The 19,450-nt window shown below is 71.7% G+C and carries 18 protein-coding genes; 9 read left to right on the forward strand and 9 right to left on the reverse strand.

Annotated elements, in window-relative coordinates; translation table 11 throughout:
• Positions 1 to 116: 116 nt before the first annotated feature.
• Positions 117 to 875 carry an SDR family oxidoreductase gene (locus ABZ656_RS13375; RefSeq protein ID WP_360267509.1) on the reverse strand — a complete coding sequence of 253 codons (759 nt, stop codon included), beginning with the start codon at positions 873 to 875 and terminating at the stop codon, positions 117 to 119.
• 95 nt (positions 876 to 970) lie between these two features.
• The gene (locus tag ABZ656_RS13380; RefSeq protein WP_360267512.1) at positions 971 to 1,816 is read right to left on the reverse strand and encodes an alpha/beta hydrolase; all 846 of its coding nucleotides are present in this window, start codon (positions 1,814 to 1,816) and stop codon (positions 971 to 973) included.
• A gap of 85 nt (positions 1,817 to 1,901) precedes the next feature.
• Between ABZ656_RS13380 and ABZ656_RS13385 the strand changes: the two genes are divergently transcribed.
• The 3 genes from ABZ656_RS13385 (at position 1,902) to ABZ656_RS13395 (ending at position 3,119) form a co-directional block, all read left to right on the forward strand.
• Positions 1,902 to 2,522, forward strand: coding sequence for a hypothetical protein (locus ABZ656_RS13385; RefSeq protein ID WP_101404464.1), 621 nt, complete (start codon positions 1,902 to 1,904; stop codon positions 2,520 to 2,522).
• Positions 2,523 to 2,591: 69 nt separating this feature from the next.
• Positions 2,592 to 2,924 carry a hypothetical protein gene (locus ABZ656_RS13390; protein WP_360267516.1) on the forward strand — a complete coding sequence of 111 codons (333 nt, stop codon included), beginning with the start codon at positions 2,592 to 2,594 and terminating at the stop codon, positions 2,922 to 2,924.
• Between the two features lie 15 nt (positions 2,925 to 2,939).
• Positions 2,940 to 3,119, forward strand: a complete 180-nt coding sequence (locus tag ABZ656_RS13395; RefSeq protein ID WP_180362451.1) for a hypothetical protein — start codon at positions 2,940 to 2,942, stop codon at positions 3,117 to 3,119.
• A gap of 340 nt (positions 3,120 to 3,459) precedes the next feature.
• Here the strand turns inward: ABZ656_RS13395 and ABZ656_RS13400 are convergent, their stop codons facing one another.
• From ABZ656_RS13400 to ABZ656_RS13425, 6 genes are all read right to left on the reverse strand, one after another.
• Positions 3,460 to 4,935, reverse strand: coding sequence for an aldehyde dehydrogenase family protein (locus ABZ656_RS13400; RefSeq protein ID WP_360267519.1), 1,476 nt, complete (start codon positions 4,933 to 4,935; stop codon positions 3,460 to 3,462).
• Entirely contained in the window at positions 4,932 to 6,716 is a 1,785-nt protein-coding gene (locus ABZ656_RS13405) for a D-aminoacylase (RefSeq protein ID WP_360267606.1), read from the reverse strand. Before ABZ656_RS13405 ends, ABZ656_RS13400 begins: the two co-directional genes overlap by 4 nt.
• Positions 6,676 to 7,794 carry an LLM class flavin-dependent oxidoreductase gene (locus ABZ656_RS13410; protein ID WP_097285170.1) on the reverse strand — a complete coding sequence of 373 codons (1,119 nt, stop codon included), beginning with the start codon at positions 7,792 to 7,794 and terminating at the stop codon, positions 6,676 to 6,678. The genes ABZ656_RS13405 and ABZ656_RS13410 overlap by 41 nt, the downstream gene beginning before the upstream one ends.
• 117 nt (positions 7,795 to 7,911) lie before the next feature.
• Positions 7,912 to 8,688 carry a glucose 1-dehydrogenase gene (locus tag ABZ656_RS13415; protein ID WP_101404461.1) on the reverse strand — a complete coding sequence of 259 codons (777 nt, stop codon included), beginning with the start codon at positions 8,686 to 8,688 and terminating at the stop codon, positions 7,912 to 7,914.
• Between the two features lie 11 nt (positions 8,689 to 8,699).
• Positions 8,700 to 9,626 carry a TIGR03619 family F420-dependent LLM class oxidoreductase gene (locus tag ABZ656_RS13420; protein ID WP_101408022.1) on the reverse strand — a complete coding sequence of 309 codons (927 nt, stop codon included), beginning with the start codon at positions 9,624 to 9,626 and terminating at the stop codon, positions 8,700 to 8,702.
• A 68-nt stretch (positions 9,627 to 9,694) separates the two neighbouring features.
• Positions 9,695 to 10,966 (reverse strand): amidohydrolase family protein, encoded by a 1,272-nt coding sequence (locus tag ABZ656_RS13425; RefSeq protein ID WP_360267523.1) that lies wholly within the window; start codon positions 10,964 to 10,966, stop codon positions 9,695 to 9,697.
• Between the two features lie 307 nt (positions 10,967 to 11,273).
• Between ABZ656_RS13425 and ABZ656_RS13430 the strand changes: the two genes are divergently transcribed.
• From ABZ656_RS13430 to ABZ656_RS13440, 3 genes are all read left to right on the forward strand, one after another.
• Positions 11,274 to 14,231 (forward strand): AfsR/SARP family transcriptional regulator, encoded by a 2,958-nt coding sequence (locus ABZ656_RS13430; protein WP_101404459.1) that lies wholly within the window; start codon positions 11,274 to 11,276, stop codon positions 14,229 to 14,231.
• Between the two features lie 216 nt (positions 14,232 to 14,447).
• Positions 14,448 to 14,627: a hypothetical protein gene (locus tag ABZ656_RS13435; protein WP_101404458.1), complete on the forward strand. Its 180-nt coding sequence runs from the start codon at positions 14,448 to 14,450 to the stop codon at positions 14,625 to 14,627.
• A 110-nt stretch (positions 14,628 to 14,737) separates the two neighbouring features.
• Complete coding sequence (locus ABZ656_RS13440) at positions 14,738 to 15,100, forward strand: hypothetical protein (protein ID WP_101404457.1); 363 nt, start codon at positions 14,738 to 14,740, stop codon at positions 15,098 to 15,100.
• A gap of 52 nt (positions 15,101 to 15,152) precedes the next feature.
• On the opposite strand, the gene ABZ656_RS13445 is transcribed toward ABZ656_RS13440, so the two are convergent.
• Positions 15,153 to 16,745 carry a FadD3 family acyl-CoA ligase gene (locus ABZ656_RS13445; RefSeq protein ID WP_360267528.1) on the reverse strand — a complete coding sequence of 531 codons (1,593 nt, stop codon included), beginning with the start codon at positions 16,743 to 16,745 and terminating at the stop codon, positions 15,153 to 15,155.
• Positions 16,746 to 16,846: 101 nt separating this feature from the next.
• Here ABZ656_RS13445 and ABZ656_RS13450 point away from each other — a divergent pair, with 101 nt between their 5' ends.
• Genes ABZ656_RS13450 through ABZ656_RS13460 form a run of 3 tightly spaced genes read left to right on the forward strand, consistent with a single transcriptional unit; the run spans position 16,847 to position 19,215 of the window.
• Positions 16,847 to 17,995, forward strand: coding sequence for a lipid-transfer protein (locus tag ABZ656_RS13450; protein WP_101404455.1), 1,149 nt, complete (start codon positions 16,847 to 16,849; stop codon positions 17,993 to 17,995).
• A 9-nt stretch (positions 17,996 to 18,004) separates the two neighbouring features.
• Positions 18,005 to 18,436, forward strand: coding sequence for an OB-fold domain-containing protein (locus tag ABZ656_RS13455; protein ID WP_101404454.1), 432 nt, complete (start codon positions 18,005 to 18,007; stop codon positions 18,434 to 18,436).
• Complete coding sequence (locus tag ABZ656_RS13460; protein WP_360267532.1) at positions 18,412 to 19,215, forward strand: enoyl-CoA hydratase/isomerase family protein; 804 nt, start codon at positions 18,412 to 18,414, stop codon at positions 19,213 to 19,215. The genes ABZ656_RS13455 and ABZ656_RS13460 overlap by 25 nt, the downstream gene beginning before the upstream one ends.
• Positions 19,216 to 19,450 lie beyond the last annotated feature (235 nt).

The following is a 19,450-nucleotide window of genomic DNA, read 5'->3' on the forward strand; positions in this document are numbered from 1 at the left end:
CTCGTGACAGCTCGACTCGTGTCAGCTCGACTCGTGACAGCTCGACTCGTGACAGCTCGACTCGTGACAGCTCGACTCGTGACAGCTCGACTCGTGACAGCTCGACTCGTGGCGAGTTACGCGATGCCGCCGTTGGCCCGCAGCACCTGGCCGTTGACCCAGCGGCCCGCGGGACCGGCGAGGAAGGACACCACGTCGGCGATGTCCCGGGGGGTGCCGAGGCGCTCCAGCGGCGGCTGGGCCGCCATCCGCGCGATGGTCTCCTCGTCCTTGCCGTCCAGGAAGAGGGCGGTGGCGGTCGGGCCGGGGGCCACGGCGTTGACGGTGATGTCCCGGCCGCGCAGCTCACGCGCGACGATCAGGGTCATGGCCTCGACGGCACCCTTGGTGGCGGCGTACGCGCTGTACCCGGGGATCGCGAGCGCCAGCACGGAGCTGGAGAAGTTGATGAGCGCGCCGCCCGCGCGCAGCCGTCGTGCCGCCTGCTGGTCGACGACGAACGTGCCGCGGATGTTGGTGCGGTGCATGCGGTCCAGCGCGTCGAGGTCGAGGTCGACCAGGGGCGCGAGAACCATGACACCGGCCGCGTGGACGACGACGTCCACTCCGCCGAACGCGGATTCGGTGGCGTCGAAGAGGGCGGCCACCTCGGTCTCGTCGGCCACGTCGGCGCGGACGGCGATCGCCTCTCCGCCCGCCTCGGTGATCGCGGCGACGGTCTTGTCGGCCTCGGCCTCGTTGCCCGCGTAGTTCACGACGACGGCGTAACCGTCGGCCGCGAGGCGCTCGGCGGTCTCCCGGCCGATTCCGCGGGATCCGCCCGTGACGACGGCCACTCGGCGAGACGTTCCCGACGTGCTGGAGTGCTCGGTCATGACGATGCTCCTCGATGTCGCGGGGTAGCGGCGTTCACCACCCGACGAGAGCAACGCTAACACCATTTCGATAGCGACGCTACTGCCAGTCGTACTCAGCCCAGAAACGCCGCTACGGTCGCCACGAACCGCCCGGCGTCGTCGAGCCACGGGTAATGACCGGCCCCCGGCTGCACGACGAGTCGCGCATCGGGGAACAGCCCCGCGAACTCGGCCGTCGCCCCGGGCGGACTGTTCAGGTCGAACTCCCCGGTGAGCAGCAGGGCGGGGGCCCGGCAGACGGCGAGCGCGGCGCGGGTGGCGGGCGGGTCGAAGGCGCCCTCGGCCCCGAAGAAGGCCACGGCCTCCTCGTTGCCCGGCCGGGCGGCCGCATGATGCTGCCGCGCCGCGGCGTCCCAACGGCCCCAGAAGAAGGGGGCGATGGCCTCCCGGTCGCCGCCCGTCCCCACACCGATCGCCTCCAGAGCGGCGAACGCCGCCGGGAACCACGGCTCGCTCTCCCTGAGCCGCGCGAGTGCGCGCCGCGCCTCCCCCGTGACCTCGATGCCGACGGCTCGGGTGCCGGGGCCGATCAGGGCGAGCCTGCCGACGCGCTCCGGATACCGGGCCGCGTACTGCGTCGCGACGTTCGCTCCGGCGGAGTGGCCGAGCAGGTCGAGCCGGGCCGGCCCGAGGTGCGCGCGCAGCGCCTCGACGTCGTCGACCAGGCGGTCGCAGCGATACCCGGCGGTGTCGTGCGGGCGCGCGGACCGGCCGGTACCGCGCAGGTCCAGGACGGCCAGCCGACGGTACAGGGAGAGGCCTCCGAGGTCGCCGAGGTAGCGGGAGTCCGTGGGGCCGCCGGGGACACAGAGGACCGGATCGCCGACGCCGTCTCCGCTCCCGCCTCCCATCAGGCGGTAGGCGAGGCGGGTTCCATCAGGTGCGGTGAAGGTGGGCATGACACGGATCCTGGCAGCCATAACCGAGTTATACAACCGGGTTATGGCTCCGTGGGTACACTCGACCTGGGTATATAACCGAGCTATGGCAGTCGAAGAGGACACACGTCGAACCCCCGAGCCCCCGACCGAGCCCCTGACCGAAGCGCAGGCCGAGCGGATGTTCGCCGACATGAACGACGTCATCCGCGCGGGCGAGGAGATGCGCCGGCTGCGCGCCGAGATGATCAAACTCTTCGCCGGTCTCGGCTGGACCCAGGACAGGATCGCCCGCCTCACCGGCATGAGTCAGCCCGCCGTGTCCAAGCAGGTCACCAAGCACAAGGGGGACGATCCATCACCCCCGCCGCGCCTCTCCCTCGACCAGCACGACACCCCATGGCTCGAGGGGCGCCTCTGGGGCCTCGCCGAGGAGATCTCCGAGACCCTCCACGACACCGCCCACTGCACCCGGCACCTCAACGCCGTCGCCCGGGGAAAGAAGCACTTCACACCCCAGAGCGTCGACGAACTCCGGCGCCTGGTCGAGGAGGACCTGCGGCTGCACCGGGCCGCTCTGCCCGGCGGCCACCGGCACGCCTACGACGAGATCAGCCGCGCCCTCGACATTCCCGACCCCGCGACGGCCACCCCCACCGAATCGGCCTCCGTACGCCGCACCCTGGCCCGCCAGATCCAGCGCACCCGTCTCAGGGACGAGGCCTGAGCGTCCCATCGGGGCCGGTGTTTCCCACATTCGCCATACTCGTCACCACATTCACCGCACGATGTCCGCATGACGGTCAACATGACGATGAGCCTGCCCGACGAAGTGGCTGCCTTACCTACCAGCACAGCGGCCCCAGCTCCGTACACGGGCAGCCACAGGGTCGTCGTGGCGGCCAGGCAGTCGGCAACGGCCTTGCCGCTCTGGGCCACTTGCGCGTACGCCAAGGCGGCGCCGTCGCTGTCAGCCAGGCTCGCCAGCGCGGCCCTCGACCGGATGGCCTCGTACCTGCCCGTCCCCTCGCACCCGCTCCGCGTGCCCGACATCGGAAACAGCCAAGCCCAGCGCTGCATCATGGGGGCCAGTGCGATCGCCACGCACAGGCCGACGACCAGCGAATAGGCGACCAGGCCGCGCATGTACGCCGATCGGATGCCGGGCGTCCACGCCGGCCGCCGCTGGAAGGCGAAGATCACGGCAAGAAGCGTCACCCCGATGTACGTGGAGAACCACTGCCAGGAACCCTGCGCGAGTGCGAACGTCAGCACGGCGGCGAGTCCAATGCCGATGACCCCGGCCTGGCCCGCCGAGTCGTAGCCGGCTCCGGTGGATGCGGGCCTTCGGGTTGCTTGAGGGCCGGGGTCGTTCACGGGCCTCTCCCGCACGGTGGGAGCCACCAGCATCCGCCGCGTGGCGCCGCGGACCCCGGCGCCATGCCGGGCGGTCTCGACACCCCCGCTCGGATGACCCACCCTGCCGGTCCGGACAGGCCCTAGTGCCGCGGCAGGCAACGTATGCCCGTCAAGGAGCGGCGTCCGGTGCGTGCTCCCGGCGTGTCGGCCGGAAGTCCTCGTACTGGACGTACTTGGGCTTTCGGCCGGTGCGGCGAGAGTGCGTGCCGGGCGTCGCGACGGGGCGAACGTTGCCTGCTGCGGCACTAGTTACCCGACGGCCACACGATCGCCTGCACCTCGCTGTACGCGTGCAGTGCGTACGACCCCACGTCACGCCCCACCCCGCTCTTCTTGAAGCCGCCGAACGGTGCCTCCATGTTGCGGCCGACGGTGTTGACGCCCACCCCGCCCGCACGCAGCGCGCGGGCGACGCGGAAGGCGCGGGCGACGTCGCCCGACCAGACGTAGTCGATCAGCCCGTAGTCGCTGTCGTTGGCGAGGGCGATGCCTTCCTCCTCGTCGTCGAAGGGGACGACCACGACGACGGGCCCGAAGATCTCCTCGCGGACCACCCGCATGTCGGGGGTGCAGTCCGCGAGGAGGGTCGGGGCTACGTAGAAGCCGCGGTCGTGCGGGGGGCGCGTGCCGCCCGTGACGATCCGCGCGCCCTCCTTGCGGCCGAGTTCGACGTAGGCCTCGACCCGGTCCCGGTGGGCCGCCGAGATGACCGGCCCGACGACCGTCCCGGGCTCCCGCGGATCCCCGACCGTCAACCGCCCGGCGTACACCGCCAGTTGCTCGACCAGGCGGTCGTGGACACCCCGCTGTGCGATCACCCTCGTCGGCGCCGTGCAGATCTGGCCGCTGTAGAAGGAGAACGTCGTGCCGATGCCGAGCACCGCCGACCCGACGTCCGCGTCGTCGAAGACGACCGCCGCGCCCTTCCCGCCCAGCTCCATCAGCTGGCGTTTCATCCCCCGCCCGCACACCTCGGCGATGCGCTGCCCCACCGCCGTCGAGCCGGTGAAGCTGACCATGTCCACGTCCTCGCAGTCCACGGCCGCCTCGCCGACCTCCGCGCGCGAACCGCTCACCACGTTCACGACACCCGCCGGTACGCCCGCCGCCTCCAGGGCCTGAGCCATCCGGTACACGGAGAGCGGGTCCTGCGGGGCGGGCTTCACCACCACCGTGTTGCCCATGGCCAGGGCGGGGGCGATCTTCCCGGCCGGGTTGGCCCAGGGGTTGTTGTAGGAAGTGACGCAGGTGACCACGCCGACCGGCTGGCGGACGGCGAGGGCGCCCATCACCGCCGCGTTCCCGAACGGCCCGGCCTCGTTGATCTGCGGCGGCAGCGGCTGCTCGACGGGCTCCACGCGCGCGTAGCGCCGGAAACGGGCCGCGCCCACCCCCACCTGCATCCCGCGCGCGGTCCCGGTCGTGGCACCGCTCTCGGCCTGGGCGAGATCGGCGTAGGGGAGGAAGTTGCGCCGGATGATGTCCGCCGCCCGGCCGAGGAGCGCCGCGCGCTCCTCGGGGGGCGTCCGTGACCACGGGCCGAAGGCCTCCCGGGCCGCGGCGGCGGCCGCGTGCACCTGCTTCCGCGAGGCCTCCGGCGCCATCCCGACGACACCCTCCGTCGCCGGGTCGATCACCTCGTAGTGCCCGTCGTCGGGCTCCACCCAGGAGCCGCCGATGAACAGCCGCTGCTCGTCGCCCGCCCCCCGCACATCGGTCACCGCGTGCTCACCGTCTGCGTGTCCCGCCCGGAGCGGAGCACCTTCCCGGGTACGGCGCCCGTCACCACGTCCCCCCGGATCGACTCGACCCCGTTGACCCAGACCGCCGTGACGCCGATCGCCCTGGAGTCGAGTCGCGGGCTGTCTCCCGGCAGGTCGTGCACCAGGGTGGCCTTGCCGGCGTCGATGCGCTCCGGGTCGAACAGCACGAGGTCCGCATGGAAGCCCTCCGCGATCCGCCCGCGTTCCCTCAGTCCGAAGAGCCGCGCCGGGTCGTCCGTGAGCATCTTCACGGCCGCCTCCAGCGTGGTCAGCTTCCGCCCGCGCAGACAGTCCCCGAGGAACCGGGTCGTGTACGGGGCCCCGCACATGCGGTCCAGATGGGCCCCCGCGTCCGAGCCGCCGAGCATGACGTCCGGGTGCTGCCAGGTCTCGGCGCGCAGCGTCCACGAGTCGGTGTCGTTGTCGGTGGGCATGGGCCACAGCACCGTCCGCAGGTCGTCGTGCGCGCAGATCTCGACCAGGCACTCGAAGGGTTCCTGGTGGCGCCGGGCCGCGATGTCCTTCACGACCTGCCCGGTGAGGCCGTCGTTCGCCGGGCTGTAGGTGTCCCCGATGACGTACCGGCCGAAGTTGGCGAGCCGGCGGAAGACGCCCGCCTCCTTGCTGTTCGCCCGGGCCAGCATCTCGGCCCGCACGGAGGAGTCCCGCAGCCGTGCGATGCGCTCCGGGACGGGCAGGGCGAGGATCGGCCCCCACCCGGGGATCAGGTTCAGCGCGCAGAACGTGCCCAGGGACATGTTCATGGGGGTGAGGATCGGCATGGTGAGGGCCACCACCCGGCCGCCCGCCTTCCGCGCCCGTTCGCTCGCGACCAGTTGCCTCGGTACGCGCTCGGGGACGGCGGCGTCGACGGTCAGCACGTTCCAGTTGAGCGGGCGGCCCGCCGCGGCGCTCATCTCGACGAAGAGGTCGATCTCGTCGTCGCTGAACTGGTCGAGGCAGCCGGCGACGATCGCCTCGATCTGGGTGCCCTCGTGCTCGCCGACGGCCCTGCTCAAAGCCAGCAACTCCGCCGGCTTCGCGTGCCGGGAGGCGACCGGTTTCCCGTCGCCGTCGGAATGGGTGGAGGACTGGGTGGTGGACAGGCCCCAGGCTCCCGCCTCCATCGCCTCGTGGAAGAGGGCGAGCATCTGCTCCAGCTGTTCCCCGGTCGGCCGCCCGCCCACCGCGTCCGCGCCCATGACGTACCGCCGCAGCGCGCAATGCCCCACCATGAAGCCCGCGTTGACGGCGATCCGCCCCTCCAGGGCGTCGAGGTAGTCGCCGAAGCTGTGCCAGTTCCAGGGCGCCCCCTCCTCCAGGGCGACCAGCGACATCCCCTCGACCTTGGACATCATGCGGCGCGTGTAGTCGGCGTCCTCGGGCCGTGCCGGGTTCAGCGGGGCGAGGGTGAAGCCGCAGTTGCCGCCCGCGACCGTCGTCACCCCGTGGTTCAGGGACGGGGTGGCGTAGGGGTCCCAGAAGAGCTGGGCGTCGTAGTGCGTGTGCGGGTCGACGAATCCGGGGGCGAGGACGAGACCGGAGGCGTCCTCGCTCGTGCGGGACGCCTCCGTCACCGTGCCGATCGCGGCGATACGGCCGTCGCGGATGGCGACGTCCGCGGTGTAACCGGGCGCGCCCGTGCCGTCCACGACGGTCGCGCCCTTGATGACGTGGTCGAGCATGGCCGCACCCTCCTCAGACCGCTTGCCGGAAACGGGTCGTCCGGTGCACCGGATCCGTGTCGATCTTCGGAATCACGTGCTCGCCGATCAGCCGGATCGTCTGCAGGGTCTCCTCCTTCGGGACCCCGACCGGCAGCCCGAAGGAGAGCTGGTCGGCACCCGCCTGCTCCCACCGCTTGCACTGGGTGAGCACCTCGTCCGGGTCACCACAGATCAACAGCTCCTCCTCGATGAGGAGTTCGACGAACTCCGCGTTGTACTCGGGGAGCGTCTCCGGCCAGACGGGGAAGCCCTCGGGGCGCGGGAAGGTGTCGTGGTAGCGGAAGACGAGGGAGGGGAGGTAGTGCAGTCCGCCGCCGACCGCGATCCGTATCGCCTCGTCGTGGGTCGGCGCGCAGATGGCCGTCGTCGTCACCATCACGTTGTCGTTGACGAAGGCCCCGACGGGCTCGGCGTCCACGATGGCGGTCTTGTACTGCTGGAGCACCCACTCCATGTCGGAGACCTTCTGCACGCTGAAGCCGAGCACGCCCAGGCCCTTGCGGGCGGCCATGGCGTACGAGGGCGGCGACCCGGCGGCGTACCACATCGCGGGGTGCGCCTTCCCGTACGGCTTGGGGAGCACCTTGCGGGGCGGGAGCTGCCAGTGCTTGCCCTGGAACCCGACGTACTCGTCCTGGAGCCACATCTTCGGGAACTCGGCGATGGTCTCTTCCCAGATCTCCTTGGTGTAGTTCATGTCGGTGATGCCGGGGAGGAAGCCGAGGATCTCGTGGCTGCCCGCGCCCCGTCCGCTGCCGAACTCGAAGCGGTTCTCGCTGAGGTGGTCGAGCATGGCGACCTTCTCGGCGACCTTCACCGGGTGGTTGACCTGGGCGAGCGGGTTGAAGATGCCCGAGCCGAGGTGGATGCGGTCCGTGGCGTGGGCGAGATAGCCGAGGTAGACGTCGTTCGCCGAGAGGTGCGAGTACTCCTCCAGGAAGTGGTGCTCGGACGCCCAGGCGTACTTGAAGCCGGACTTGTCCGCCTGGATGACGTACTCGGTCTCCTCCATCAGCGCCTTGTGCTCCGCGAGCGGGTCGGTCTCGGCGCGCTTGCCCACGTATCCCTGTACAAAGAGCCCGAATTCCAAGGAGGTTCACCGTCCCCACATTCGTATCTGACGTTCCGTCAGATCTACTTGCCGCCGACTGTTGCACCGAGCCCGTGAAGCGTCAATAGCTGACGAACCGTCAGCTCGCGATGGGCCTCACAGAACGCTGACCCCCGCCAGCCACCCCCCGTCGATCACGAACGGCTGCCCGGTGATGTACGAGGAGTCCTCGGAGGTCAGGAAGAGGGCGAGCCGGGCGACCTCCTCGGGCCTGCCCACCCGCCCGAGCGGCACGAGCTTGCTGTACAGCTCGTCCAGGGCCCTGGTCATCTCCTCGGGGTCGGCCGTCGGGTCGAGCTGGGCCGGGTTCGACATGGGGGTGTCGACAGCGCCCGGGCAGATGGCGTTGACCCGTATCCGCTGGTGAGCCAGCTCCAGGGCGGCGACGCGGGTGAGGCCGAGGATGGCGTGCTTGGTCGCCGTGTACGTGCCCACGGCCGCCATCCCGGTCATCGCGGTGTACGAGGCCGTGTTGACGATCGTGCCCCCGCCGGCCGCGGCGATCTCCCCCGCCACCGTCTTGATCCCGAGGAAGCAGCCGACCTGGTTGACCTGCACGACCTGGAGGAACTCGTCCAACGGGGTGTCCACCAGGGCGTTGAAGCGCAGGATGCCCGCGTTGTTGACCAGCCCGTCGATCCGCCCGTACGCGCCCTTCACGGCGGCGACGGCGGCCGCCCAGTCGTCCTCCCGGCCCACGTCGAGGTGGACGTAGAGCGCGTCCAGCTCCTTGGCCACGTCCTCGCCCCGGTCGTCGAGCACGTCCGCGACGACGACCCTGGCGCCCTCCGCGGCGAACAGCCGCGCCTCCTGCTCGCCCTGCCCGCGCGCCGCCCCGGTGACGATGACGACGCGTCCGTCCAGCTTGCCCATACCCTGACTCCCTAGTTGAGGTGCGGCGCGCTCTGGTTGAGGTGCGGCGCGACGTCGGCGCCGAACGCCGTGATCTGGTCGACGAGCTCACTCAGCCCCCGCGCCCGGAACCGCACCTGGATCTGGTGCACCCCCATCGCCCGGTACGCCCGCAACGACTCGGCGACCGCCTCCGGGGCCCCGCTCACGGTGCGCCGCCCGACCTGCCAGCCGGGCGTGCCGACGTACAGGGGCTCGGTGATGGCCCCGACGACGAGAGGCGCGGAGATCCCCGCCTCCTCCCTGATCCGGTACAGGCGGGCGATCTGCTCCGGCAGCCGCTCGCGCGGATCCCCCTGCGGCAGCCAGCCGTCGCCCCGCAGCGCGGCCCGGCGCACGGCGGCGGGCGAGGAGCCGCCCACCCACACGGGCACGCGCTCCTGCGCGGGCCTGGGCCGCTGCCCGAGCCCTTCGAAGTCGTACAGCTTCCCGTGGTGCACGGGGAACTCGTCCACCCCAAGGGCGGCGCGCAGCGCGTCGATGGACTCGTCGAGCACCGCCCCCCGCCGCGCGAAGTCGGCGCCCACCGCCTCGAACTCCTCCTCCACATGCCCGGCACCGACCCCGAGGATCAGCCGCCCGCCGGAGAGGTGGTCGAGGGTCGCGTACTGCTTGGCCGTGACCAGCGGATGCCGCAGCCCGACGACCGCGACATGACTGAGCAGCCGTACGCGCTCGGTCACGCCCGCGAGGTAGGCGAGGGTGGCGACGGGGTCGTACCAGATCGTGCTCATGGCGTCCGCGAGACGGCGCGGGACGGCCACGTGGTCGCAGCTCGCCACGTACGCGAAGCCGGCACGGTCGGCGGCGCGGGCGACGGCGACGAGCTCGCCGGGACCGGCCTTGGCCTCCCAGGGTTCGGCGTAGATCGTGCTCTGGGACTGGATCGGGAGCTGCATCCCGTAGAGCAGGGGCGCGGGGTCCGACGGGGACTGCTTCGGCGCCGACCGGTTCGACGGGGACTGGTTCAACGGGGACCCCCCGGCCCGGCCCAGAGCCCGTCCTCCGTCAGCCCCAGCAGTTCGATGGCGTTGCCCCGGACGATCCGCTCCACCACGTCCGCGTCCAGGTGCCCCATCTGGGCCTCGCCGACCTCGCGGGACTTGGGCCAGGTGGAGTCGGAGTGGGGGTAGTCGGTCTCGTAGAGGACGTTCGGGACCCCGATGGCGTCGAGGTTCCGCAGGCCGAACGCGTCGTCGAAGAAGCAGCCGTAGACGTGGTCGGCGAAGAGTTCGGACGGCGGGCGGTGGACCTTGTCGGCGACGCCGCCCCAGCCGCGGTTCTCCTCCCAGACCACGTCGGCGCGCTCCAGGATGTAGGGGATCCAGCCGATCTGGCCTTCCGCGTACATGACCTTGAGGTTCGGGAAGCGTTCGAACTTGCCGCTCATCAGCCAGTCGACCATCGAGAAGCAGCAGTTGGCGAAGGTGATGGTGGAGCCGACGGCGGGCGGCGCGTCGGCCGACGTCGACGGCATTTTGCTGCTGGAGCCGATGTGCATGGCGACGACCGTGCCGGTCTCGTCGCAGGCGGCGAGGAAGGGGTCCCAGTCGTCGGTGTGGACGGAGGGCAGCCCGAGGTGGGGCGGGATCTCGGAGAAGGCGACCGCGCGGACGCCACGGGCGGCGTTGCGGCGTACTTCCGCGGCGGCGAGTTCCGGGTCCCAGAGGGGTACGAGGGTGAGCGGCACGAGCCGGCCGTGCGCCGCCGGGCCGCACCACTCCTCCACCATCCAGTCGTTGTAAGCCTTCACTCCGAGCAGGCCCAGCTCACGGTCCTTGGCCTCGGTGAAGGTCTGGCCGCAGAAGCGCGGGAAGGTGGGGAAGCACAGGGCGGACTGGACGTGGTTGACGTCCATGTCGGCGAGGCGCTGGGGGACGTCGTACGAGCCGGGTCGCATCTGCTCGTACGTGATGATCTCCAGCCGTATCTCGTCCCTGTCGTAGCCGACGGCGGTGTCGAGACGGGTGAGGGGACGGTGCAGGTCCTCGTAGACCCACCAGTCGCCGACGGGTCCGTCGTCGCCGGGGCCGCCCATCACCGGGGCGAACCTGCCGCCGAGGAAGGTCATCTCCTTCAGCGGCGCGCGGACTATGCGGGGTCCGGTGTCCTGGTACTTCGCGGGGAGGCGGTCGCGCCAGACGCCGGGGGGCTCCACGGTGTGATCGTCCACGGAGATGATCTTCGGGAACGGGGTCGCGGGCGCCTGGGCGGCCTCAGTGGTCCTCGTGGTCTCCATACGGCTCACGGTAGCGCCGATCTGACGACCCGTCAGCTATCTGTAAGCCACCCGTCGACCACCCGCCGGCCGGCCGTCGACAACCCGTCGACGACTCATCGGCCGCTCGCTCCGCCGCCGTACACCCCGCAGGCCTCTGGAATGGGCGGCTCTGTACGGAGATGTGCGCAGAGGTTGTGAGAGCCCTGTGATCCCCCGTGCCTGTACGGTGTGCGGGCCTGTGATCGCTGTCTCGCACGGCTGACGCATCCGCCATGAACAAGGCAAACTGGCCTCGTAGTACTGACGGTTCGGCAGGGGGACGGCGATGGACGGTGTACCGCGAGTGCCGGAGCAGCGACGTGCCGGGGAGTCGGCGGCGTTGCGCTTCAGCGTGCTCGGCCCGGTGCGCGCCTGGCGCGGCGAGGATTCCTTGCCCACGGGGTCCCCGCAGCAACGCGCCCTGCTGGCCGCGCTGCTGCTGCGGGAGGGCCGGACGGCCACGTCCGGCGAGCTGATCGACGCCCTGTGGGGCGAGGAGTCCCCGCCCCAGGCGCTGGCCGCCGTACGGACGTACGCCTCCAGGCTCCGCAAGGCCCTGGACCCCGGCGTCCTGATCAGTGAGTCCGGCGGCTACGCGATCCGGCTGGCCGGGAGCGGCAGCTCCCTCGACCTCGCCGAGGCCCAGGAACTCACCGCCGACGCCGAGAAGGCCAAGCACTCCGGAGACCTGTGCTCCGCCCGCGACCTGCTGAACCGGGCGCTGGGCCTGTGGGACGGGGAGCCGCTGGCGAGCGTGCCCGGGCCGTACGCGGAGACACAGCGGGCGCGCCTGGAGGAGTGGCGGCTCCAACTCCTCGAATCCCGCCTCGACATGGACCTGGAGCAGGGCTGCCACGCGGAGGCGGTCTCCGAACTCACCGCCCTCACCGCGGCGCACCCCCTGCGCGAGCGGCTGCGCGAACTGCTGATGCTCGCCCTGTACCGCAGCGGGCGGCAGGCCGAGGCGCTCGCCGTGTACGCCGACACGCGCCGCCTCCTCGCCGACGAGCTCGGCGTGGACCCGCGCCCGGGTCTGAAGGAGCTCCAGCATCGGATCCTCCAGGCCGACCCGGGCCTCGCGGAACCTTCGGCCCCGACGGCCGAGCCCACCCCGGCACCGGTCCGTCCCGCCCAGCTCCCCGCCACCGTCACGGACTTCACGGGCCGCGCGTCGTTCGTCCAGGAACTGAGCGACGTCCTGGCCTCCGCCTCCTCCGCCGAGGGAGAGGGCCAGGTCATGGCCGTCTCGGCGCTCGCGGGCATCGGCGGCGTGGGCAAGACGACCCTCGCCGTGCACGTGGCCCACCAGGCGCGCGCGGCGTTCCCCGACGGGCAGCTGTACGTCGACCTGCAGGGTGCGGGGCAGCGGGCGGCGGAGCCGGAGACGGTCCTCGGCGCGTTCCTGCGTGCCCTGGGCACGGCGGACTCCTCCATCCCCGACTCCCTGGAGGAGCGCGCGGCGCTCTACCGCTCGGTCCTGGACGGCCGCCGGGTCCTGGTCCTCCTGGACAACGCCCGCGACGCGGCCCAGGTCCGCCCCCTCCTCCCCGGCACGGAGGGCTGCGCGGCCCTCGTCACGTCCCGGGTGCGGATGGTGGACCTGGCGGGCGCCCACCTGGTCGACCTCGACGTGATGTCCCCGGAGGAGGCCCTCCAGCTCTTCACGAAGATCGTCGGCCAGGAGCGGGTGGCGTCGGAGCGCGAGGCGGCCCTCGACGTCGTCGCGGCCTGCGGCTTCCTCCCCCTCGCCATCCGCATCGCGGCCTCCCGGCTGGCCGCCCGCCGCACCTGGACCGTCTCGGTCCTGGCGGCGAAGCTCGGCGACGAGCGCCGCCGCCTGGACGAGCTCCAGGCCGGCGACCTCGCGGTCAAGGCCACCTTCGAACTCGGCTACGGCCAGCTGGAGCCGGCCCAGGCCCGTGCCTTCCGCCTGCTGGGCCTGGCCGACGGCCCCGACATCTCCCTCGCCGCCGCGGCCGCCGTCCTCGACCTCCCGATCGACGACACCGAGGACCTCCTCGAATCCCTCGTCGACACCTCCCTCCTGGAATCCGCAGCCCCCGGCCGCTACCGCTACCACGACCTCGTACGCCTCTACGCCCGCGCCTGCGCGGAACGCGACGAACAGCCGCCGAGCGAGCGGGACGCGGCGATGTCGCGCCTCCTGGACTTCTACTTGGCCACGGCCGCCGGGGTGTACGCGATCGAACGGCCCGGGGACCGGTTGGTGGACCATCTGGAGCCGACGGAGCACCCGGGGCTGTCGTTCGAAGACCGTCACCGGGCCCAGGACTGGCTGTACTCGGAGGCGATCTCCCTGCTCGCCTGCGTCCGCCAGTCCACCAAGGAGGGATTCCTCCGGCGCGCCGTCGACGTGCTGTGGGCCTCCGTGGATCTGGCGGAGTCCGGCACGAACTCCAAGGCGTACGAGGGGGTCGCCTCCGCTCTGCGGGAAGCGGCCCAGGAGGCCGGTGACTCGCACGCGGAAGCACGGGCTCTGGTCACCCTGGCCTACGTCCACCACATCACCGGACGCTTCGACCCCGCCCGCGAGGCAGCCGCGCAGGCCCTCGAACTGGCCGCCGAGACGGATCACCTGACGAGTTGCTGGGCCTCCAACACCCTCGGCGTGATCGCGCTCTACCAGAACCAGTACGAGGACGGCGAAGCACACCTCACCCGGGCGATCGAGAGCTTCCGGGCCTGCCACGACCGCCCCGGCGAGGCGAGCGCGCTGTGCAACCTCTCCCGTATCCATCTCGCCACCAGGCGCACCAGAAGTGCCGTGTCCCTGGCCCAGCAGGGCACCGACATGTACGACGACATGGGCCATGCGCTGAAGGGCGCGAACGGGCGCTACGCGCTCGGCCTGGCGCTCACCCAGAGCGGCCGCCTTCCCGAGGCCACCACACGTCTGAGCGAAGCGCTCACGGTCTTCCGCAACAGCCGCCAGCACCTCTGGGAGGGGATGTCCCTGTTCCGCCTCGCGGAGGCCGACCTCGCCGCCCAACGCCCGGCTCAGGCGGCGGCGAACGCCGAGATGGCCCTGACGGTCCTGCGCGGCATCGGTGGCGAGTGGCGCAGGGCCAACGTTCTCATCGTGCTCGGCCAGGCTCTGAACGGGATCGGCCACTCCGGGCGGGCCCAGGTCTGCTGGCGCGAATCCCTCGACATCTTCCAGACGTTGGGGGCTCCCGAGGCCGACACGGTCAGGGCGCTCCTCAACCCGCTCGCCGTCGCATAGGACCCTCCGGCAGGGCTCACGCCTGGACGTTCATCGTTCGTTTATCGCCACCCGGCACTCTCAACGAGTCGATCCGTCGCGTCGGGGGGCAGACGGGGCGACCTGAGGCCGTGGCACTAGGGTAGCGGCCCCGAGATGCCCGTCCGGCGGCCCACGGGGGAGCTGCCGGGCGGGCCGCTCCATCCATTGCACCGAGACTGTCAGGGGGACAGCCACATGAGCGACACCAACAGCACCGACAACATCCACGCCACGGGCGAGCCGGTCGGCGAAGCCACCACGGACAACATCCACGCCACCAGCGAGCCCCTCACCACCAAGAACCCGATCACCAAGGACGACAGCACCGGCGACGCCACCCCGGACAACATCCACGCGACGGACGAGCCGGTCTAAGTCCCACCGGGGGGGCGGACTTACACCACACGGGGATCGGCCGCGGCGGCGCGGAGGGGGAGCCGTCGCGGCCGATGTGTGTCCAGGGCCCGGTTCACCGGGGGAGGATCATGATGACCGCACGGCATGCCCAGCCCGGCGGGCCCGGCATCGCACGGCCCGAGCGGACGCCGGCCGCCCTCCGGTGCGCTCTGGCGCAGGTCGCGCCCCATCGGATCGCCGAGATGGAGCGCGACAAGGACGAGGCGATCACGCTGGCCGCGGCCACGGGCCGCCTCGGGCCGATCGTCCAGTTCCTCGAGACGTGGGCCGTCGCGGTGGAGATCGCCAGGAACCCGGCGCTGGCAGCGCGATTGCGCGCCGCCGAGCACGCGGCTCGCACCATCGACCGGAACGCCCCCGTCTGGCGTGCCGCCATGGACGAGATCCACGCCGTCCACTCCGTCGCCCGGCAGTCCCTCGTCCAGGAATGACCTGCGCGGCCGTCGTCCCCGCCGGATCACGCCTGAGCAGGCGGCCCGAGCCTCATCGTCCCCGCAACTCCCCCTTCACCACCTTCCCGCCGGCGTTCCGCGGGAGCTTCGTGACGAACTCCACCACCCGTGGGACCTTGTAGTTCGCCATCTCCCGGCGGGACCAGGCGAGGAGGTCGTCGGAGGTGAGGGTGGAGCCCTCCCGCCGTACGACATAGGCCTTGCCGACCTCGCCCAGCCGGCCGTCCGGCACGCCGATCACCGCCACGTCCGCGATGTCCGGATGGAGGCCGAGGAGCTGTTCTATCTCGGCGGGGTAGGCGTTGAAGCCGCCGACGATGAACATGTCCTTGATGCGGTCGGTGATGCGGAGGTTGCCGGCCGGGTCCAGGACGCCCACGTCGCCGGTGCGCAGCCAGCCGTCCGGGGTCAGGACGCGGGCGCTCTCCTCGGCGTCCTCGAAGTAGCCCCGCATCACGTTGAAACCGCGGACCAGCACTTCGCCCGGGGTGCCCGTGGGTGCCTCGACGCGTACCTCCACGCCCGGGATGGCGCGTCCCGAGGTCGACGCGATCACGGACGACGGGTCGCCCCGGCGGCACATCGTCACGAATCCGCTGGCCTCCGAGAGGCCGTACGCCGTCAGGACCGTCTCCACGCCCAGTTCGGTGCGCAGGCGTTCCACCAGGCGCAGCGGGACCACGGCGGCTCCGGTCACCACCAGCCGCAGCGTCGACAGGTCGTACGACGCCCGCGCCGGGTGGTCGAGGAGGGACTGATGGAGGGTCGGCGGGCCGGGCAGGACCGTGACCCGCTCGGACGCGATGTTCGCCAGCACCGTGTCCACGTCGAACACCGGCTGCGGGATCATCGTCGCGCCCCGCATCAGACAGGCGAGTACCCCGGCCTTGTAGCCGAAGGTGTGGAAGAAGGGGTTCACGATCAGGTAGCGGTCCTCCCGGCGCAGACCGGCCAGCTCGCACCACACCTCGTACGCCCTCAGGCTCTGCGCGTGCGTGATCACGGCGCCCTTGGGCCGGCCCGTCGTACCCGAGGTGAAGACGATGTCCGACGGCGCCGACCCCGGCACGGCCGCCACCCGCTCCCGCACCTCCGCCGCCCCGACACCCTCCCCGTCCGCCAGGAAGTCCTTCCAGGTGCGGAAGTCGGCGGGGGCGTCGTCCGCCAGCACCACCACCTGTTCCAGGTGCGGGAGTCCGGGGAGGGGGCCGTTTCCGGCGCCCTCCCCCGCCCGCTCCCCCGCCGCCCGTCGCAGCGACGCCACGTACGACGTCCCCAGGAACGTCCCCGTCACGAACAGCAGCCGCGCGCGGCTCCGGGACAGCACGTACGCCGCCTCGGCGCCCTTGAAGCGGGTGTTGAGCGGGACGAGCACCGCGCCCGCCGACACCGCGCCGAGGGCGGAGACGATCCAGTCCAGGGTGTTCGGCGCCCAGATGGCGACCCGGTCGCCGAGCCGTACGCCGTTCGCGAGGCAGGCGGCCGCCGCACGTTCGACGCGGGCGCCCAGCTCGGCGTACGAGATCCGCGTACGGCCCTCGACGACGGCCTCGCGGTCCGCGAAGCGCGTCGCCGCCGACCGCATCAGCCCCGGGATGCTGCCCCACTCCAGGTCTCCGCGCATCTCACGCCTCCGTAGGCACGAACCCACTAGCTGACTACCCGTCAGATTAGCTGTAGCCTGACGGCCTGTCAGCAGTCGGGCCCTTCCGTGGAGGTGCACCCATGCCGGGGATCAAGGACGCCACCGCCGTCGTCGGCATCGGTCAGACCTCCTTCGCCAAGCAACTCCCCGAGTCCGAGAAGACCTTGGCCTGCCGCGCGATCCTCGCCGCCCTCGACGACGCCGGAATCGCGCCCTCCGAAGTCGACGGGCTCGCCTCCTACACCATGGAGGAGACCGACGAGGTGGAGGTCGCGAAGGCGGTCGGCCTCGGCGATCTCACCTTCTTCAGCAAGGTGGGCTACGGGGGCGGCGGCTCCTGCGCCACCGTCGCGCACCTCGCCGCCGCCGTCGCCACCGGCCAGGCGACGGTGGGCGTGGCCTGGCGGTCGCGGAAGCGGGGCAGCGGGCCCAGGCCGTGGAAGAACACCGCCGTCCAGCTCCCCACGCCCGCCCAGTGGACCCGCCCCTTCGGGCTGCTCAGACCGGCCGACGAGATAGGCATGCTGGCCCGTCGCTACATGCACGAGTACGGCGCCACCCGCGACCACCTCTTCAACGTCGCCCTCGCCTGCCGCAACCGCGCCAACCAGAACCCCGCCGCGATGATGTACGAGCGCCCGCTGACCCGCGAGATGTACATGACCTCCCGCTGGATCAGCGAACCCCTCTGCCTCTTCGACAACTGCCTGGAGACGGACGGCGCGCTGGCGTGCGTGATCGTGTCCGCGGAGCGCGCCCGGGACTGCCGGCAGCGCCCCGTCTACGTCCACTCCGCCGCCCAGGGCCTGCCCGCCCAGCACCACGGCATGGTCAACTACTGGAACGACGACCCGCTCACCGGCCCCGCCTGGACGGCCGCCCGGCACCTGTGGAAACACGCCGACTTCACCCCGGACGACGTCGACGTGGCCCAGATCTACGACGCCTTCACCCCCCTCGTCCCGCTCTCCCTGGAGGGCTACGGATTCTGCGGACGCGGGGAGGGCGCGGCCTTCACGGAGGGCGGCGCCCTGGAGATCGGGGGCCGGCTGCCCCTCAACACCGGCGGGGGCGGACTCAGCGAGGCCTACGTCCACGGCTTCAACCTCATCAACGAGGGCGTGAAGCAGTTGCGGGGCACGAGCACCGCCCAGGTCCCCGGGGCCGCCACCTGCCTGGTCACGGCGGGGGAGGGCGTCCCCACCTCCGCGATCCTGCTGCGGAACTGAGGAGCCGAGATGACCGAGCCTCTTCTCACCCCCGTCCTCGACGACGACGGCACGCCCTTCTGGGGGTACGCCGCGCAGGGCGAGCTACGGATCCAGGCGTGCGCCGACTGCGGCGAGCTGCGCTTCCCGCCCCGCCCCTGCTGTCCCCACTGCCGGTCCTTCGGCAACGAGTGGCGACGGATGAGCGGACTGGGCCGCGTCTGGTCGTACGTCGTCCCGCACCCGCCGCTGCTCCCGGCGTACGCGGCCCTGGCCCCGTACAACGCGATCGTCGTCGAACTCGCCGAGGCCCCTCACATCCGCCTGGTCGGCAACCTGGTCACGGCCCCGGGCGCACCGCTCGACTCCTTCTCCCCGGACCGGATCCGGATCGGAGCGCGGGTACGGGTGGTGTTCAGCGGGGAGGGGCTGCCGCAGTGGGTCCTGGACGGCCGGTCGTGACCGGCGGCGCGCTGCGGATCGCGACCGACAAGGACACCGGCGTCGCGGTCCTCACCCTGGACCGCCCGGAAAAACTGAACGCCATCGACGAGGCGCTGGCGTCCGAACTCTCCGCCGCCTGGCGGGCGTTCCGCTTCGACGACTCGGTACGGGCCGTCGTCCTGACGGGGGCGGGCGAACGGGCCTTCTCCACGGGCCTCGACCGCACCACCGAGACCCCCCAGCCCGCCTCCCCCTACATGGTGGACGACCCGCTCCTGCGCATCGGCCCGAAGGCCAACGACCTGTGGAAGCCGGTCGTCGCGGCCGTGCGCGGGATGGCGTGCGGAGGGGCCTTCTACCTCCTCGGGGAGGCGGAGTTCGTCGTCGCCGACGAGACCGCCGCCTTCTTCGACCCGCACACGACGTACGGCATGGTCAGCGCGTACGAGTCCGTGTACGCGGCGCACCGGATGCCGTACGGGGAGGCGGCGCGGATGGCACTCATGGGGAACGCCGAACGGATGTCCGCGCGGCGGGCGTACGACATCGGATGGGTGTCCGAACTCACCCCGCCCGGTGGTGCTTTGGAGGCCGCCGTCCGCTGTGCGACGGTGATCGCCTCCTACCCCTCCGAAGGGGTCCAGGGCACCGTCCGTGCCCTGTGGGCGGCGCACGAGGCGGCCCGCGCCCACGCCTTCGCCCAGGCGCCGCACCTCATCTCCCTGGGCAACCTGCCCCCGGCCCGACAGACGGAACTGTTCTCCGCACGACAACCGAACGGGTTCCGGGTGCGGTGATTCGGCTGCGACCGAGTGGGGGCTGGTCGCGCAGTTCCCCGCGCCCCCAAAAGCCTCCGGCCGACCGGCGTTCGAGAGCGAGGCCGCTCAATCCGACGCGCGGGCCGGGGCCTGGGGGCCGGGCGCAGCCCCGCCCCCAGGGGCGCGGGGAACTGCGCGATCAGCCCCCACCGGCCCGCGGCCGAAGAAACCGTCCGGGGTCTGGGGCGGAGCCCCGGGTACGGGATGGGACAGG

This window comes from Streptomyces sp. NPDC007095 (assembly GCF_040634475.1).
GTDB lineage: Bacteria > Actinomycetota > Actinomycetes > Streptomycetales > Streptomycetaceae > Streptomyces.